The organism is Flavobacterium sp. IMCC34852 (assembly GCF_030643905.1).
GTDB classification, from domain to species: Bacteria; Bacteroidota; Bacteroidia; order Flavobacteriales; family Flavobacteriaceae; genus Flavobacterium; species Flavobacterium rivulicola.
In genome coordinates this window covers 1,993,851-2,011,756 of the sequence record NZ_CP121446.1, presented here as the reverse complement: position 1 = coordinate 2,011,756, position 17,906 = coordinate 1,993,851, and the positions used below count along the sequence as shown (strand labels likewise).

Annotated in this window: 14 protein-coding genes; 11 read left to right on the top strand and 3 right to left on the bottom strand. The window is 35.9% G+C overall.

The annotated features are described in order from the left end of the window. The first annotated feature begins 77 nt into the window (after nt 1-77). Nucleotides 78-575 carry a GNAT family N-acetyltransferase gene (locus P7V56_RS08745; protein WP_171223276.1) on the top strand — a complete coding sequence of 166 codons (498 nt, stop codon included), beginning with the start codon at nt 78-80 and terminating at the stop codon, nt 573-575. A gap of 17 nt (nt 576-592) precedes the next feature. Further along, entirely contained in the window at nt 593-979 is a 387-nt protein-coding gene (locus tag P7V56_RS08740) for a RidA family protein (RefSeq protein ID WP_171223275.1), read from the top strand. Between the two features lie 40 nt (nt 980-1,019). Here the strand turns inward: P7V56_RS08740 and P7V56_RS08735 are convergent, their stop codons facing one another. Both P7V56_RS08735 and P7V56_RS08730 read right to left on the bottom strand, forming a co-directional pair. Then, a complete protein-coding gene (locus P7V56_RS08735; RefSeq protein ID WP_171223274.1) occupies nt 1,020-1,394 on the bottom strand; it encodes a hypothetical protein in 375 nt (124 codons plus the stop codon). A gap of 186 nt (nt 1,395-1,580) precedes the next feature. After that, complete coding sequence (locus P7V56_RS08730) at nt 1,581-2,186, bottom strand: glutathione peroxidase (RefSeq protein WP_171223273.1); 606 nt, start codon at nt 2,184-2,186, stop codon at nt 1,581-1,583. Nucleotides 2,187-2,488: 302 nt separating this feature from the next. Here P7V56_RS08730 and P7V56_RS08725 point away from each other — a divergent pair, with 302 nt between their 5' ends. Together P7V56_RS08725 and P7V56_RS08720 are read left to right on the top strand one after the other, a co-directional pair. After that, nucleotides 2,489-3,019: an RNA polymerase sigma factor gene (locus tag P7V56_RS08725; RefSeq protein WP_171223272.1), complete on the top strand. Its 531-nt coding sequence runs from the start codon at nt 2,489-2,491 to the stop codon at nt 3,017-3,019. Beyond that, nucleotides 3,019-3,801, top strand: a complete 783-nt coding sequence (locus P7V56_RS08720) for an anti-sigma factor (protein WP_171223271.1) — start codon at nt 3,019-3,021, stop codon at nt 3,799-3,801. The genes P7V56_RS08725 and P7V56_RS08720 overlap by 1 nt, the downstream gene beginning before the upstream one ends. Before the next feature lie 48 nt (nt 3,802-3,849). On the opposite strand, the gene P7V56_RS08715 is transcribed toward P7V56_RS08720, so the two are convergent. Beyond that, nucleotides 3,850-7,053 carry a cytochrome c biogenesis protein CcsA gene (locus P7V56_RS08715; RefSeq protein WP_171223270.1) on the bottom strand — a complete coding sequence of 1,068 codons (3,204 nt, stop codon included), beginning with the start codon at nt 7,051-7,053 and terminating at the stop codon, nt 3,850-3,852. 198 nt (nt 7,054-7,251) lie between these two features. Here P7V56_RS08715 and P7V56_RS08710 point away from each other — a divergent pair, with 198 nt between their 5' ends. The 7 genes from P7V56_RS08710 to P7V56_RS08680 all read left to right on the top strand — a co-directional run bounded on the left by P7V56_RS08710 (nt 7,252) and on the right by P7V56_RS08680 (nt 17,901). Next, nucleotides 7,252-7,869, top strand: a complete 618-nt coding sequence (locus tag P7V56_RS08710; protein WP_171223269.1) for a response regulator — start codon at nt 7,252-7,254, stop codon at nt 7,867-7,869. A 1-nt stretch (nt 7,870) separates the two neighbouring features. Further along, nucleotides 7,871-10,837: a ligand-binding sensor domain-containing protein gene (locus P7V56_RS08705; RefSeq protein ID WP_171223268.1), complete on the top strand. Its 2,967-nt coding sequence runs from the start codon at nt 7,871-7,873 to the stop codon at nt 10,835-10,837. A 79-nt stretch (nt 10,838-10,916) separates the two neighbouring features. Then, entirely contained in the window at nt 10,917-15,041 is a 4,125-nt protein-coding gene (locus P7V56_RS08700) for a phage tail-like protein (protein WP_171223267.1), read from the top strand. 56 nt (nt 15,042-15,097) lie between these two features. Continuing rightward, nucleotides 15,098-15,859: a Rossmann-like and DUF2520 domain-containing protein gene (locus P7V56_RS08695; RefSeq protein ID WP_171223266.1), complete on the top strand. Its 762-nt coding sequence runs from the start codon at nt 15,098-15,100 to the stop codon at nt 15,857-15,859. Further along, nucleotides 15,843-16,370 carry a KdsC family phosphatase gene (locus P7V56_RS08690; protein WP_171223265.1) on the top strand — a complete coding sequence of 176 codons (528 nt, stop codon included), beginning with the start codon at nt 15,843-15,845 and terminating at the stop codon, nt 16,368-16,370. The genes P7V56_RS08695 and P7V56_RS08690 overlap by 17 nt, the downstream gene beginning before the upstream one ends. A 30-nt stretch (nt 16,371-16,400) precedes the next feature. Beyond that, nucleotides 16,401-17,327 carry a geranylgeranylglycerol-phosphate geranylgeranyltransferase gene (locus tag P7V56_RS08685; RefSeq protein WP_171223264.1) on the top strand — a complete coding sequence of 309 codons (927 nt, stop codon included), beginning with the start codon at nt 16,401-16,403 and terminating at the stop codon, nt 17,325-17,327. After that, on the top strand, nt 17,320-17,901 hold the full coding sequence (locus tag P7V56_RS08680) for a Maf-like protein (protein WP_171223263.1): 582 nt from the start codon (nt 17,320-17,322) through the stop codon (nt 17,899-17,901). Before P7V56_RS08685 ends, P7V56_RS08680 begins: the two co-directional genes overlap by 8 nt. The last annotated feature ends 5 nt before the right edge of the window (nt 17,902-17,906 follow it).

The window sequence follows — 17,906 nt, the reverse complement described above, 5'->3', positions numbered from 1 at the left end:
ATTACAAAGGTACAAAGTTGTGTAGGTTTTTCAATACTATTGAATAGTTTTATTACTTTTGAATACACTTTTACCACATGGAAATCAGTATCAGACCTTATCAAGCAGAAGATGCACAACCCATCGTTGACATCATCAATTATAACATTCTACACTCAACCGCTTTATACGATTATCATCCACGAACATTAAAGCAGCAAGAGGCAATTTTTGAGGATAAACTAAAGAAAGGTTTTCCGGTGATTGTTGCCACTATTGATGAAAAGGTAGTGGGTTTTGGTTACTACAGCGAGTTTCGTTTTCGAGAAGCTTACCGCTTTACTGTTGAACATTCGGTTTATGTGGCCAATGATTTTCACGGCAAAGGCATCGGAAAAATGATTATGGAAAATTTGATTCATTTGGCCAAAAAGCAAAATCTTCACACTATGATAGCGGTGATTGATTCGGAGAACCAAAGCAGTGTGACTTTTCATGAGCAATTTGGTTTTAAAACAGTGGCAGTACTCAAAGAAACCGGATTTAAATTCGACCGCTGGTTGCATTCTCAAATCATGCAATTGATGTTAGAATAACTTTTAAAAACTAATTTATGAAAAGACAACTCATCAGTTCGGGCTCTACTTTTGAAACAGAAATCGGATATTCGCGCGCAGTAGTTCAAGGCGATTGGGTTTTTATGTCCGGTACAACAGGATATGATTATGAAACAATGACCATTTCGGAAACCATTGAAGAACAAACTGAGCAATGTTTTAAAAATATAATAGCTGCCTTAGCCAAAGCCGACGCCCAAATAACTGATGTAGTTCGGGTGCTTTATATCGTGCCAAATGCGGAAGAATTTAAGCTCTGTTGGCCAATTCTCAGAAAGTATTTTGGCGAAAGCCGACCGGCCGCGACTATGATTTCAGCAGGCTTGGCCGATGGTCGAATGAAAATTGAGATTGAAGTAACCGCTTTAAAACAAAAAAACTGATGAGGGTTTCATCAGTTTTTTAAAAAGTCAGGGGTATTTGTCAGGCAATTTCGATGCCGTTTTCTTCTAATATAGAGAGTAAATAATTACTCTGGTTGGCGTTGTATTTCTCTACGCCGCTTTGATACCATTTTTGGATGACATCAATTTGGAAACCACTATAGCCATCTGAATCTATATCCATTCCCAACATTCCGGCCAACAGAAAATCTTCTAAGACTTTGTTGGTAACTATTAACTGAGGAATGCCGTAAGCTACTTTTCCGTTCAATCGTTCATAGTCTAATCTTCCTTGTTCGAATCCAAAATTATAGGCCTCGTTTTTATTGGCAGACATTTTCATGTAAGGATTTTGGCCGTTGGAATAACCCTCCAAATAATCCTCTCTGTATACGGGGTTGAAAATATTCTTCATATAATAATCATTGTGGTAATTGATATTTAAATCAAAGCTAATAACTATAGCTTTACAATGAATTAAAAATCGTTGAACGGATAAAAAACTCTTTAAACCACGTGGTTAGTGATGTTTGTCGATTATTTTAAAGCAAAAAACCTGACGAATGACTTCATCAGGTTTAACATTGATATTACAATTATCTTACTTTTCGTTGATCCAACTCACGATAGCGGCATCGGTTGGCAATACTCTTGGTGATAATACTTTGACCAGTTCGCCTTGTTCGTTGATTAGGTATTTTTGGAAGTTCCATTCCACTTCGCTGTCTTGTAATCCGTTTTTAATTTTTTGGGTTAAGAATTGATAAACTTCAGTCATGTCAGATCCTTTTACGGAAACTTTACTCATCATCGGAAAAGTAACGCCGTAATTCATTTCACAAAACTTAGCAATTTGTTCGTTGCTGCCCGGTTCTTGTGCGCCGAAATTATTGGCCGGAAATCCGACGATTACAAAATTTTGGTCTTTATATTTTTTATAAATGGCTTCTAAATCTTTATACTGTGGTGTTAATCCGCATTCCGAAGCCGTATTGACAATTAGAACTTTTTTACCTTTTAGCGAAGCAAAGTCAAACTCTTGTCCGTATAAATCCTTTACCTTAAATTGGTGAATGGTTGCTGTTTTATTTACTGTGCTCATTGTCTTTTGATTTTCTGTAGTAGTGGTACTCGGTTTTGATTGTGCCTGGTTTTGGCAGCTCCAAAATAATAATATGCCGCAACTCAATCCTATTAGTTTTCTCATTTTAATTTTTTTATAAAATTAGTTATTATTCAATAGTTAGTTGTTATACAATTGCTAAAGTTTTTGTTAAATAAAAAGCCCAATGAATTTTCAAACATTGAGCTTTTTAAAATGACAGAAAAAATATTTCTGCCACAAACAAAAAACCTAAACAAAATCTCATAGCAGATTTTCCCTTATTTGCAATTACGAAATGTAGCTTGTTTTGGTTTTCGGATATTGATTAATTAAGCTTTATAATAAATTATTGCGATATCTTACTTAAAGTTTCGTTATTTTTACTTTTCAAAAAAAAATTAGGTATGACACAAGAAGAATTATTACCCTTGCTTCTGAGGAAGGAGGAAAAAGCTTTTACGATACTTTATGATATGTATTCTAAAAGTCTTTTCAGTATTATCACCAATTTAATCAAAGACCGAGAAGAAGCGGAAGATGTGCTTCAGGAAGTGTTTGTCAAAATTTGGAAGAACATCGACACTTATAATCAAAGCAAAGGCCGATTGTACACTTGGATGTTAAACATAACGAGAAATACTTCTATTGACAAGTTACGCTCTAAGGGTTTTAACAACAGTCAAAAAAACCTGTCCTCTGATAATTTCGTACATCTGTTGGATGACAGTAACAAACTAACCAATAGAATTGATACTATAGGAATTTTAGAATTTGTCAAAAAACTAAAACCAAAATGTATCCAAATTATCGACCTGCTCTTTTTTAAAGGCTATACCCAACAAGAAGCTTCTGAAGAATTGGAAATCCCACTGGGAACTGTTAAGACCCAAAACCGAATGTGTATGAACGACCTACGTAAATTTTTGAATGTATAATGGAAACTAAAGACTATATAGAATCAGGCATATTAGAACTTTATGTGTATGGTTTGCTTACCGAATCGGAAAATGATGAAGTAAACGCTATGGCGAACAGAAATCCGGAAATTAAAGCCGAAATCCTTTCTATTGAAAAGGCAATTATCAATCTTTCAAGCAGTTTTTCGCCATTTATTTCACACAGCCAATTTGAGAAGATCAAAGCCCAACTCGAATTGAAACACGGCAAGACTATCGACTTCAAATCGAGAAGCAATACGGCAACCTATATCGGTTGGGCTGCTTCAGTAGCTTTGCTAATCGGTATCGGATTTCAATATTCAAAATTGAATGAAAGCCAAAACCAAATTGACACCATTAAAGTAGAGAAAAATAAATTGCAAGAAACGGTGGTTGGTTTAGAATTGAAAAATAAAGAAACCACTACTGTTTTGAATGTGATTAGAGATGCCAAAACTTCGGTTATCCCATTGGGCGGACAAGCCATTGACCCAACAGCATCAGCCAAAGTATATTGGAACAAAGAGCAACAAGTAGTTTATGTAGATGCTGCCGGTTTGCCGGAACCGCCTGAAGGCATGGTATACCAAGTTTGGGCTTTAAAACTCGAGCCTTTAACACCAACAAGCGTTGGTTTGTTAGAAAACTTTACGGCTGACAATACCCTCTTTAAAGTGGAAAACAATGCGGGAGCAGAAGCTTTCGGAATCACCTTGGAACCTGCAGGCGGAAGCAAATCGCCAACACTTGAGAAGTTATATACTTTAGGAAAAGTGTAATTCAAATTAATATCAAATAAAAAGCCCCGAGTAATTCGGGGCTTTTTATTATTTCTTACTGTAATATTTTCGATAACTCGGATAAGCCAAAGCACCAATTAGGGACATTCCGCCTAAAGTCATCCAAATCCAACTTAAAGATTTGGCTTCGCCACTAGCGTAGGAATGCAAACCAACCAAGTGGAAATTCACACCATAATAGGTAAACAATATCGATACAAAAGCATACATCGCCATTAAGTTATAGAACCATTTGTTTCTCAAGGCCGGAACAAAGCGGGCATGAATTACAAAAGCATAAACCATAATGCTGATTAAAGCCCATGTCTCTTTAGGATCCCAACCCCAATATCTTCCCCAACTCTCATTAGCCCATTGTCCGCCAAGGAAGTTACCAATGGTTAACATGACCAATCCGACTGTCAATGCCATTTCGTTGATGTAAGTTAGTTCCTTGATGTTGAGTTCCATTTTAGTTTTGTTATTTTTATTGGTGAGACACATTAATAACAAAGTAACAAATCCTAATATGGCACCCAAAGCAAATGGTCCGTAACTCGCAACAATAACGGCAACGTGTATCATTAACCAATAAGAATTTAACACCGGCTGCAAATTGGCAATTTCAGGATCAATCCAATTGGCATAAGCTGCTGTTAAAATCATAGCGGTTACAAAAGCGGATGAAGCTACCGTCAGTTTAGAACTGCTTTTGATATAAAACAATCTGAAAAAAGTGTCCATAACTGCCGCATCGGAAATTGAAGAACGCTTTCCAATTTTCAAATCAAAAGCCAAACCAAAGAACATGGCGGCCCAAGCCACATATATAATCGATTCATAAGCATTGCTCCAAGGTGCGTGTCCCGAAATATACCATCGGGCAATTAATCCTAAAGTATGCAAAAGAAACAACAATGCTATGGCTATGTGACTAATATTTATGGCTATTCTCAACCATTTTCTGTCTTTGAAAATTTGAATAATAACAAACAAAAACATCAAAGCAGCCACACTGATATACCAATAAGGCAACCTTTTAAAAATATTGAACTTATTGTATAAAATCTCGTATTCTACTTTCTTTTCAGAAGGCATTACTGCTTTTCCGTATTTTTTTTGATAGGTTTCTATACCGGTCAACATGGTATTGGCCATGGTATAATCTTTTGATTTGGCGGCCAAAGTGAGTGACTCTAAATAATATGGAAAGGCGTTTTTAACGGTATCTAAAACAGTTCCGGTATTGTGACTGATTTCTAAGTTGGAAACCCATTTGTTGTTTTTGTCATTGGGTATCGGATAAATCTTTAGAATGCTGCCAAATAAAGCACTATTCATCAGATTGATTTTCTTATCCGTTTCTACAAAATCCTTTTCAAATTGGTTAGGATTGGCTGTTTTGTATGCTTCTTCCAAATAAGGACCCAATTTATAGTTGCCTTTGCCGTCAAAAAATTTCTTAAAAGGAATTAGTTTTTCGCCTGAATCAACTCCTAAAATTTTTCGAATGCTGTCGTTTCCGGTTTTTACATACACTAGTGGAACTTCAATCCAAGCAAAAGGAAATTGTTTCATCGATAAAAATACTTGGTCAGAATTCATACCGTTGAAATTATCGCTGTGGCTTACTTTTCGCAACAATTCTGAAGCAAAAGTGTTGATTGGTTTCATTCTACCGCCGGCATCTTGAATAATTAATTTACCGAACTGTGAAGCTTGTTTCTCGGGAACTTTATAATATAAAATAGAATCTAAGAAGTTGATTTTACCGGTCGGTGCTTGATGTGCATGATTTTGGGCAAAGCCATTGAAAGAAAACAACAACACCAAAATGGTCATTAATTTGGCTTTCTTTCTTTTTACGTTGTCTAATTTTCTTTTCAAATCTGCAAAACGAGTGTTTTTAACAAAAAGGATGGCCATCATACAGAAAAACAATAAAAAGTAACCGATATAAGTAATGGTTGTTCCCCAAAAATCGTGGTTAACCGACAGTACTGTTCCCTTTTCATCCGGATCAAAATTGGCCTGAAAAAAACGATATCCTCGATAATCTAATATGTGGTTCATATATATATGAGCATCTTCCTTTTTTGATCCATCTAAAACAGTGACTTTACTTTCAAATGAAGAATAACTCTTTTCAGTTCCGGGATATTTTGCTGCGATAAAATCGTTGAGTTTTAAACTAAACGGCAATTCATATACTTTACTGCCGTAAATCAGGGTAAATTCTAATTGTCCTAATTTAAATGATTTAGGTTCGCCTTGTTTTCCTTTAGAGCCCAACAAGGTTACTTCTTCTTCTTTTCCTGCTGTTTTTATGACTACTGTAAGGGCATCTTCTCCGTTTTTGGCTCTAAAATCGCCACTTGGTTCATAGATTTTGATACCTCTTTTAGGCAATTCAGGAATTACAAATTGGGTTCCACCCATATTGTATAACGAACGATACATTAATGGCTCAACTACATCTTTGGTTACTTTGCCTTGCATTTTATCGGCCATTCGCATAAACTGTCCATCAAACGGTGAAGTGATGGTGTTGGTTTTGGTATCAATGTTGATTGCACCTTTGGTTGGTTTGTCTAGAGCAAATAAAACATTGTGTATGTTTTGCACTTCTCCGGCTTTGAGCATGTGTTCATGACGTGTTCCGTCGCCGGATTCAACTAATTTAAGATACAAATCGCCTTTCGCATCGGCTTTAACTACTTCTTTGGCATCAAGAGCAAAATTTTTATACTCTATTTCAAACGGTATTTCGGCAAATTTTTCATCGATAGAAAAATGATTGTTTGTTACCGGCGAAAGTAACATTGGCTTTTCAAAGGTTCTGCGCATCATTTTCCCATCATACATACCGTCAACATAAACGGTCAAAAAACATTTATCCGAATAAATCTGATTAGAACTGGCTCCTTCACGTATAGGCATCATCCCTTCGTAACTGATATAACGAGTGATAAAAGCACCGGCAATGATGAAAATAAAAGACAAATGCAACAATAGTGTAGCCCATTTTTCTTTTTTATACAATTGGTAACGTTTGATATTTCCGATGAAATTAATCATGAAAAACAACATAATACCTTCAAACCACCAAGCATTGTAAACTAAAATTCGGGCTGTATCGGTATTGTACTTACTTTCGATGAATGTTCCGGCTGCCATCGCGACAGCAAAGCCAAGAAACAAAAAAGCCATTAAACGAGTAGAAGATAATAAGGAGTATATTTTTTTTTCCATGAGTTGGAATTCTGTTTTAAAAAAGCGATACAAAAATAGCGTAAATAAATAGATTTCAACAGTATTTATTTTGGGTTTTAAGACTTTTTTATGAGTTGTTTTTATGGCAGCGGTTAATTATTTTTACAAATAAATCACCCTTAAGTATCATTGCTAAATCAAAAAATGTAGCTTTACTTTGTTATTCAAACTTTTAGTATGATAACTATTTGCATCATAGAGGATATTGAAGAAATTCAAAAAGGGCTTAAATCTATTATTGAAGCTGATTTTCGTTTTAAACTGCTTGGGTGTTTTACTACAGCAGAAAGCGCTATTGCGGAATTGCCTTTATTAACTCCAGATATTGTAATTGCCGATATCAACCTACCGGGGAAAAGTGGGATCGATTGTGTACAAGAAATTAAAAGAATAAACACCAAAATACAGTTCATTATGTTTACCATTTATGAAGATAACGATCAGGTATTTGAAGCGTTAAAAGCCGGAGCTTCGGGTTATATTTTGAAAAACACGGCTCCCGACAAAATCATAGAATCGGTAATCGAACTATATGAAGGCGGCAGCCCAATGTCTCCTAAAATTGCCCGCAAAGTGTTGAACACGTTTTCCCAAACCAAGACTTCTGTTGACGAATTAATTTCCAAACGAGAAAAAGAAGTTTTGGAATTATTGAGCAAAGGTTTTTTATACAAAGAAATTGCAGACAAACTCAATATATCTTTCAGTACGGTAAAAAGACATCTGAATCACATTTATCAAAAATTGCAAGTACAAAACAAAACCGAAGCTATCAATAAAATGTTTGGTCGTTAATATGTTGCAAAAAATTACTTTCATAGCATTTCTATTAGGCTTTACTATATCGTTACAAAGTCAAAATGCCGATTATATTTTTAAAAATTACGACACCCAAGACGGTTTGTGTGACAACAACATCAACTCTATACTCGAAGACCAAAAAGGCTTTATCTGGATTGGCACCCGAGAAGGACTTAGTAGGTTTGACGGAGCAGAATTTCACAACTTTTATTTCGCACAAAACCAAGCCAACTCTGAAAGTTATTCCTGGTTGCACAATTTGGATTACAATAGGATACTGTTGTTGGTCAATTACAAATTATCTGTTCTAAACACCACAAATCAAACTCTTTCAACGGTACAGCATTTTAAGGACCAAAAAATCATTGGAATTAAAAAGCTCAATGCAAACCTCTTTGCTTTGAATCTTTCCGATCATTTTATTTTAATAAACAATCAACTTAAAAAAGTTGGGGTAATTAAACTAAAAGGTAAGATTTACAATCATATTTTTATCGAGAGTTTAAGTGACAATCGTCTCATAATAGGAAATTGTTTTGATTATTATCAGTACGATTTATCTACACAGAAACTCAGTACGATGACCATCAACATGAAACAGTATCAAAGAGGAAATTTTGGTCTTTTTGAATTAAAGTTTGTCGATGTCGAGGACCAAAAAATTTACATAGGGGATTATTTTTCCGGACTTTATGTTTTTGATTATAAAGGAAAATTACTTCGGCAGTTTAAATATCCCGAAGTATCATCGCCCAACTTCATCACTTTTCTGAAAGACCGCCAAAAAGCCTTATGGATAGGAACTTACAAAGGAATCAATCGATTAAAAAACGGTAAAATAGAGGTCATCAGGCACTTTGATGAAAATGATCTGTCACTCAAGAGTGATTTAACGACGAGCTTTTTATTGGATAGAAACAACAATATTTGGGTTGGCACCAATCAAGGATTGAGTGTTTACAAAAGCAAATCAAATTCTAATGTAAAAAAAATAACCATAACCAATCCTTCAGAATTAGAGATCAATACAATCGCTTTTGCTGGAAATGAATTGTTTGCCGGGAGCTATTTGGGTAAAATTTACAAAATCAATCCCGAAACCAAGAAAATTAATGTCTTAAATACAGAAATACAAAATTGGGGCATTTATCCCTACAATGAAAAACTCTACATTTCCGGTGCTCACAAGAATAATGAAGTTTGGTATTACGATCTTAAAACACGACTATTTTCAAAAGCAGAAACCTTAAAAAAACAGTTTCCCATCACCGATATAATTACCCTGGTTTTCCAACATTCCAATGGTGATTTTTGGTATAGTGGTAATGCCGGCGGCGGTTTTGTAAGGAAGTTGGCTCAAAATAACAAATTGATTACTTACTATAAAGATGACAAAGGCAATCCTTTGTTTGCTTCTTCTTATTATTCAAATGTTTTTGAAGATGCAGATAAAAATTTATGGTTTGGAGTGAATCGTTCCAATTTACTTCTGCAATGGAATTATAAAACAAATACTTTTAAAGAAATTAACTTTAATGATTACAAAGAAGACAAAAATTATTTCATCGGCGGAATCACCGGGTTAAAAAAAGATCGCTCTAATTTTATTTGGGTTTCTTTTGAAGGTGGCGGCATTGTCAAATATAATCCTCGCAATCATACTATTAAAAACTATAATTTGTCAAACGGTTTGAACAGCAATTACATTGGCGATATTGAATTTGACAACCAAGATAGATTGTGGGTTTTGACCAGTAAAGGCGTGGGTTGTTTAGATACGAAAACCAACATCTTCTACCCTATGGATATCTGGAATGGTTTTACAGACAATCCTACTAACTACAGTATGCTCAAAATGAATTCTACCACTAACAAAATGTGGATTGGAGCAAAAAATAAACTGTATTGTTTTGACCCTGATATTGTTTTGAAAGAGAAAAGAATATCAACCAAAATATATCTTGAGTACTTAAGAAACAATAAAATCAATGCTGATATAAGTAAGCATTCATTTGATTTTAACCCTAATGAGAACAATCTGGAATTCAGGTTGGTTGCTGTAGACATTGAAACCGGAAAAAATCTCGAATACAGTTACCAGCTCAAAGGCTTGAGCCATCAATGGCATGATATCAAATCAAATCGTACCATCTTTTTCCAAAAACTCAAAGCCGGAACTTACACCTTCAATGCTCGAGTGCGAAGTAAAGGCAGTCAAGAGTGGATTTACCTTTCAAAACCGTATTCCTTTACCATAGCGGAATACTGGTATCAAACTTGGTGGTTTATTTTGTTGTCATCGATACTGTTTGCGATGTTGGTTTGGTATGTCATTGCCTTTAACTTCAAAAAGAGATTAGAAAAACAAAAAGCCGTGGAAGAAGAGCGCAATCGAATCGCGGCTGATATGCACGATGACTTGGGCAGCGGTTTAACCAAAATTACTTATTTGAGTCAGATGGCGTTACAAAAAGAAGACAATAAATCGCTTTTGACTAATATCAAAAATACTTCTACCGAACTTGTGGAAAGCATGAGTGAAATTATTTGGGCTATGAAAGAGGAAAACAACAGCTGGGAAGAATTGCTTTCTTACATCAAACTCTATGCGCAAGAATACTGCGAAAACAACCAACTTACAGTAACTTTTGATTACCCTGATGACCAAATGAATTTCAAAATTATAGGTGAAGTAAGACGGCATATCTTCTTGTCAGTCAAGGAATGTTTGCACAATATTGTAAAACATTCCGAAGCAAAAAAAGTAACGATAACTATTCAAAAAAACAACTTCATCATTATCACAATTCACGATGACGGCAAAGGAATAAACTCAGAACAAGGAAAAGTTTTGGGTGGTAATGGCTTAAAAAACATTCGGCAAAGAATGGAAAAAATCAAGGCACAGTTTGATATCCAAAATAACCACGGAACTACCGTTTTGTTTAAAATTCCCTATTAAAATCAACCAAAAGGTTGATTGAACCCCATTTAAGTAAAAATTACCTTCGTAAAGTATCACGATACTTTACACGGTAGTTATGAAAAACCTATTCACAATTATTTTGTACTTCATTTGTTTAAATGGAGTCTATTCCCAAGTCGGCATCGGCACCACCACTCCCAATGCTGCCTTAGACATTAAATCGAGTAATGCTGCCAATCCCAGCAATACGGATGGACTGTTAATTCCGAGAGTAAATACTTTTCCGGCCGTTATCCCTACGGCAGCGCAACACGGGATGCTGATTTTCTTGACTACTGCTTTTGGTTCATTAGAATCCGGATTTTACTATTGGGACGGACCAACAAGCACCTGGAAAAGCGTAGGTGGTGATAAAGGTTGGGGATTAACCGGAAATTCGGGAACGAACAACGCATCAAACTTCATTGGAACCACAGATGATACTGATTTCAGATTCAAAAGAAATAATGTTTTGGCCGGACAAGTAACATTGTACAACACTTCTTTCGGGAACAACAGCTTGAATGTAACTACAACGGGATTTCAAAATTCTGTTTTTGGAAACAATTCGCTTTCAGCGCTAACCTCAGGAAATTATAACACCGCAGTTGGTAGTAATTCATTAACCAACATTACTTCAGGTTCAGGAAATACGGGAGTAGGCTTTGGTGCTTTGAATTCAGGTTCGGTATTCAATAATAATACTGCAGTAGGAATGGGTTCATTAGGCTCTAATCTTACAGGTATCGACAATAGTGCGGTTGGGACAGAATCTTTGTTTAATAATGATAATGGTTCCTTCAACACATCGGTAGGAAATGAAAGTATGAAAAACAATGTCTCAGGTTCATTTAATACTGCGGTTGGAAGCAAGACCTTATACAATAGCATTAGTGATTTTAATAGTGCTTTTGGAGCTTATTCCCTTTTTGCTAATACCATCGGAAACAGAAATACCGCTTTTGGGGCACAATCACTCACTTCTAACGCAACCGGGAATTTTAATACAATGATCGGATTTAATGCCGGTTATAACAATACCGGTGGGCATGGTAATACAGCTCTTGGAAGTCAAACGCTTGTGAATAATACCATTGGAATAAACAATGTAGCTATTGGATCTAGCACTCTAAATTCAACTACCGGCTCAGGAAATACTGGACTTGGATCATATTCATTAGGCAGCTTAACTATTGGAAACAGCAATACCGCAGTTGGAGCGGATTCAATGAGTAATTTAACTTCCGGCTACAACAACACTGCCATTGGCGCTGCTGCACAAGTTCCTATTAATACGGGAAATGATCAATTATCTATTGCCAATGTTATTTATGGTAAAGATATGAGTAATATTACTTCTGGTAAAATTGGTATCGGACTAACGACCCCGTATGCTAAACTCCAAATTGCACCTTCAGATGCCAACTCACCTGACATTACTGACGGAATAATTATTCCAAGAGTAAATACTTTGCCGTTCAGTAATCCAACAGCTGCCCAAAACGGAATGATGTTGTATTTGACTACCACATCGGGATCTTCACAACCCGGATTTTATTATTGGGATAATGCAACTGTAAGTTGGAAACCTGTAGGTGAAAAAGGTTGGGGATTAACCGGTAATTCGGGGACGAATGCATTTATGAACTTCATAGGAACTATTGATGATGTTGATGTAGTTTTCAAGAGATTTAGCTATCGTTCCGGACGAATTTCGCCTTCAGAAACTTCCTTTGGATATCAAACACTTCAAGTCTCTAATGGAAATAGCAACAGCGCTTTTGGTGCCTTTTCACTTAGGCAGAACTCTACTGGAGTGTCCAATACTAGTATAGGTAATACTTCTTTAACAAATAATACTACAGGGAATTATAATAATGCTTTTGGTCACAATTCTTTGCGTTTTAATACTGCTGGCAACCGTAATTTGGCTTTTGGCTATGCTTCCCTAGATTATAACTTTTTAGGATCCGATAATATAGGCATAGGCTATATGACATTAAACTCAAATGTAACAGGAAACAGTAATATTGCAATCGGAAGTAACGCACTAGAAAATACCACAAGCAGTGGTTTAATCGCTATAGGTCATGAGTCTATGAGTTCAAACAATGCTGGGTCATTTAATACTGCAGTGGGATATCGTTCCTTAAAGTTTAACAATACTGGATTACGTAATTTAGCTTTTGGATATGAGTCAATGACTAATAATACATCAGGTACAGACAATATTGCTATTGGACATCGAACTTTATTTACAAACACCACGGGAAGTTCAAATATAGCTATAGGAAGTTTCGCTCTTGAAAATAGCAACTTAGCCAATGCTTACAATATAGCTATAGGACAAGAAGCCCAAAATATCAATACAAGCGGAATCCGAAATACAAGTATTGGATTTAGGGCTATGAAAATGAATGTTTCCGGAACAGATAATTTAGCCATCGGATTTGAATCCTTAACAACAAACACTAACGGGAATGAAAATACTGCTATAGGAAATAAATCTCTTAGATTAAACACTAGCGGAACAGGTAACACCGCAACTGGTTTTAATTCCATGGTAAATGCAACAACAGCAAATTACAATACGAGTCATGGAGCTTATAGTTTAGTGGCTAATTTCACAGGAAATAATAATACTGCTATTGGATATGGAACTATGCAAAATAATTTTCATGCAAATGATAATACAGCTGTTGGATTTAAAGCTTTAGTTTTTAGTTCGGGTTCGAGCAATACCTCTATTGGATCTTCATCTCTTATTTCTAATACAGGAGGAGATGAAAACACTGCGGTTGGAGTAAATTCTTTATACCAGAATACTATGGGTTCAAAAAATACCTCTTTAGGTTATAATTCTTTAAATGCAAACCAGGCAGGAAATGAAAATACGGCTTTGGGTTATAATTGTAATTTAGCTAATTCTAATTTAACCAACGCCACTGCCATAGGATCCAAGGCCTATGTTGGCCAGAGTAACTCTTTAGTGTTGGGTAGTATAAATGGTGTGAATGGAGCAACCAGTAATGTTAACGTCGGCATTGGTACAGCAACACCTGCCTATCGATTGGATTTAGGTACCGGTACTTTTGGATTCGGAAATGGTAATGTAAGAACAGAAACCCGAGACAATGCAGGATTACAAGGAAATGCAGGAGCACAATCCGGTTTTTTTGAAACAGTATCGCCAACAAATTACCCTTCAGGCGCGAGTTCATGGTGGCATTTGATTGATGTTAGACACAGCAATTCAACAAACAATTATGCCATGCAAATTGCCGGTAGTTTCTTTGATCAAGAGATTTGGTTCCGAAAAACAAACGGTTCGGCCTCTACGGCTTGGACGAGATTTTTAACCGGAAATTCGGGCTGGACTACTACCGGAAACAGCGGTACCACAGCGGGAACCAATTTCATAGGCACTACCGACAATGTTGATTTGGTTTTTAAAAGATGGAATACCACAGCCGGACGAATAAGCACTACCAATATTGCTTTTGGTATCAATGCCAATCTTTCCAATACAACCGGAACTTATAATTCAAGTTTAGGTTATAACGCCATGTACTCTAATCAAAGTGGTGTCAATAATACTGCCATTGGTTACAACAGCATGTACAGTAATGTTTCCGGTTGGGATAATACTGCCGTTGGTTTTTATGCTTTAAATAATAGTACCGGAAGTTACAATACCGCTTTGGGTAAAGGCGCTTTGACGAATGTAACTACAGGCTCCAATAATCTTGGCTTAGGCGATACCGCTCAAGTTCCCAATGCAACCGGTAATGACCAAATTCGTTTAGGAAACATTTTTATTGGTTATTTAGGTTGTCAAGTTGGGCTTTCCATTACTTCAGACAAACGATGGAAATCGGATATCATATCTTCTAACTTAGGATTGGACTTTATTAAAAAACTCAATCCCGTTTCCTATTTCCGTTCCAATGACAAACTCAGAAGATTAGAATACGGTTTTATTGCACAAGAGGTAGAAGAAGCCTTAGTGTCATCAGGCATAACTTATTCCGGAATCTTGACCAAAGACGATGACGGTTATTACAGTTTACGTTATAACGATTTGATTGCACCAATGACCAAAGCCATACAAGAACAGCAAAAAATCATTGAATCTCAGGAAGCTAAAATCCAATCTTTGGAAGATAGATTGAAAGCATTAGAAGAAAAAATAAACAAATAGCGCCCAGAAAATGGTTTGGCTTGCCTGATAACTTCCTTTTTTACTACTTTTACGGAATGATATCAGTCAGTATAATCGGTTCCGGAAATGTAGCCCATCACTTGATTACTGCTTTTAAAGCAGCATCGGAAATCAAGCTAGTTCAGGTACTTACTCGTCAAAAAAGTAGTCTCACTCACCTACTCGATTCCGAAATCATTATCACCGATTTCGATTCTCTTCAAACCGTTGATTTGCTTATCATTGCAGTTAGTGATGATGCTATTGCTAACGTTTCTAATCAAATTCCTTTTCAAAATCAATTGGTAGTGCATACTTCAGGAAGTGTGAATATTGAGGCTTTAAATGATAAAAATAGAAAAGGTGTTTTTTATCCGTTACAAACCTTTTCTAAGTCAAAAGCAGTCGATTTTAAAAGTGTTCCGATTTGTTTGGAAGCCCAAAGTGAAAGTGATCACCAAACTCTTGAAACCGTTGCAAAATCAATCTCTGAGGTTATTTACCAAGTCAATTCCGAACAAAGAAAAGCTTTGCACGTAGCGGCCGTTTTTGTCTCAAATTTTGTCAATCATATGTACCAAATGGGGAACGAAATTTGTACCGAGAACCAATTATCTTTTGATATTTTGAAACCTTTGATTCAAGAAACGGCGAATAAAATTTTGACGCTTTCACCCAAAGAAGCCCAAACCGGTCCGGCCAAAAGAAACGATACCCAAACCATCAATAGTCATCTGTCCTTTTTAACCGATGAAAACCAAAAAGAAATCTATAAATTGCTAACCAAATCTATAATCGACCATGGGAAAAAGTTATAAGGAAATCATGAATGATATAACTACATTTATTTTGGATGTAGACGGCGTTTTAACCGACAGTTCGGTTCATGTGACACCAACGGGTGAAATGTTGAGAATTATGAATATCAGAGATGGTTTTGCCATGAAAGCGGCTGTAGAAAGTGGTTATAATGTATGCATCATTTCGGGTGGAAACAATGAAGGCGTTCGCATTCGACTGAAAAATCTAGGCATCACCGACATTCATTTGGCTTCGCCAGATAAAGTAGCTACTTTTAAAGAATACATCGAATTGTACAACATCAAACCCGAACAGGTTTTATATATGGGTGATGACATCCCCGATTTTCATGTGATGCAATTGGTAGGTTTACCAACCTGTCCGCAAGATGCCAGCCCGGAAATCAAAGCGATTTCCAAATACATTTCGCATAAAAACGGCGGCAAAGGCGCGGTTCGAGAAGTGATTGAACAGGTTATGAAAGCCCAAGGCAAATGGCATATGTACTATAACGGGAAACACGATTGATAATACAGATAACCAAATCAACTTAAGGAAATGAACTTTTTAAGATTAATTAGATACCAAAACCTACTTCTACTCGCTTTTATGCAATTGATTTTCCGATACGGATTTCTGAAGCATGAAGCTATTTATTTGTTTTTAAATGATTTTCAATACGGTTTATTAGTTTTATCGACTCTGATGATTGCCGGAGCCGGTTATATCATTAATGATGTAATGGACCAAGAAACCGATAGCGAAAACAAACCTTTCAAAATGGTCATTGGCAAAGGTATCTCGGAAGCTATGGCTTATAATATTTATTTTGCTTTAAATGTCACCGGTGTCGGGATTGGTTTTTATCTGTCGAATACTATTCAAAAACCCACATTCGCCGGGATTTTTATCATCATCGTTACTTTGTTGTATTTGTACGCTACGACCTTTAAAAGAATGTTGTTGATTGGCAATATCATCGTGGCGTTTCTCTTAGCCATTAGTATTTTAATTATTGGCGTATACGATTTATTACCACTTACTTTTGAAAACAATCAGAAGGAAATGGGCGTGTATTTTTCATTGCTTTTAGATTATGCTTTGTTTGCTTTTATCATTAATTTTATTAGAGAAATTGTTAAAGACATGGAAGATGTAAATGGTGATTACAATCAAGGAATGAATACTTTACCAATTGCCATAGGTGTTAGCCGAACAGCCAAAGTGGTTTTCGGACTCGGAATTATAGCAACACTGATTTTACTTTGGTACATCAATACTTATTTGATGGAAAACCATCTCTATTATGCTGTGGTTTATGCCTTACTTTTTGTGGTTGGTCCAATGATCTTCTTTGTAATTAAAATTTGGAACGCCAAGTCTAAAAAGAATTTTCATTTGTTAAGTTCGGTGTTAAAGTGGGTTATCTTGTTCGGAATATTGTCTATTTTAGTCATCAATTTGAACATTAAAAACAATGCTTAGTTCTTTTGATAAAAACTACAAAATCATCTTAGCTTCCGGTTCGCCGAGAAGACAGCAGTTTTTAAAAGAGTTAGCGGTCGATTTTGAAATCAGACTAAAAGAAATAGATGAAATTTATCCCGAAAACCTTCAGGGCGTAGAAATTACCAATTTTCTGGCTATCCTAAAAGCCAATGCTTTTGAAGGAGAAATAGCCGAGAATGAAATTTTAATCACCAGCGATACCATTGTTTGGTTTGAAAACAAAGCCTTGGGCAAACCCAAAGATTATGATGATGCCTTTCAAATGTTGAAATCCATGTCAGGCAAAACACATGAAGTCATTACTTCGGTTTGCTTTAAGACCATTCACAAAACAGAAACTGTTTTTGAAGTGACCAAAGTGACTTTTAATAAGCTTTCAGACGAAGCTATTCAGTATTATTTAGACCATTACAAACCCTTTGACAAAGCCGGCGCTTATGGCATCCAAGAATGGATTGGGCTTGTAGGTATAGCTAAAATAGAAGGTTCTTATACTAATGTTGTTGGATTACCAACGGATAAAGTCTATGCATATCTAACTAATTTATAAAATGT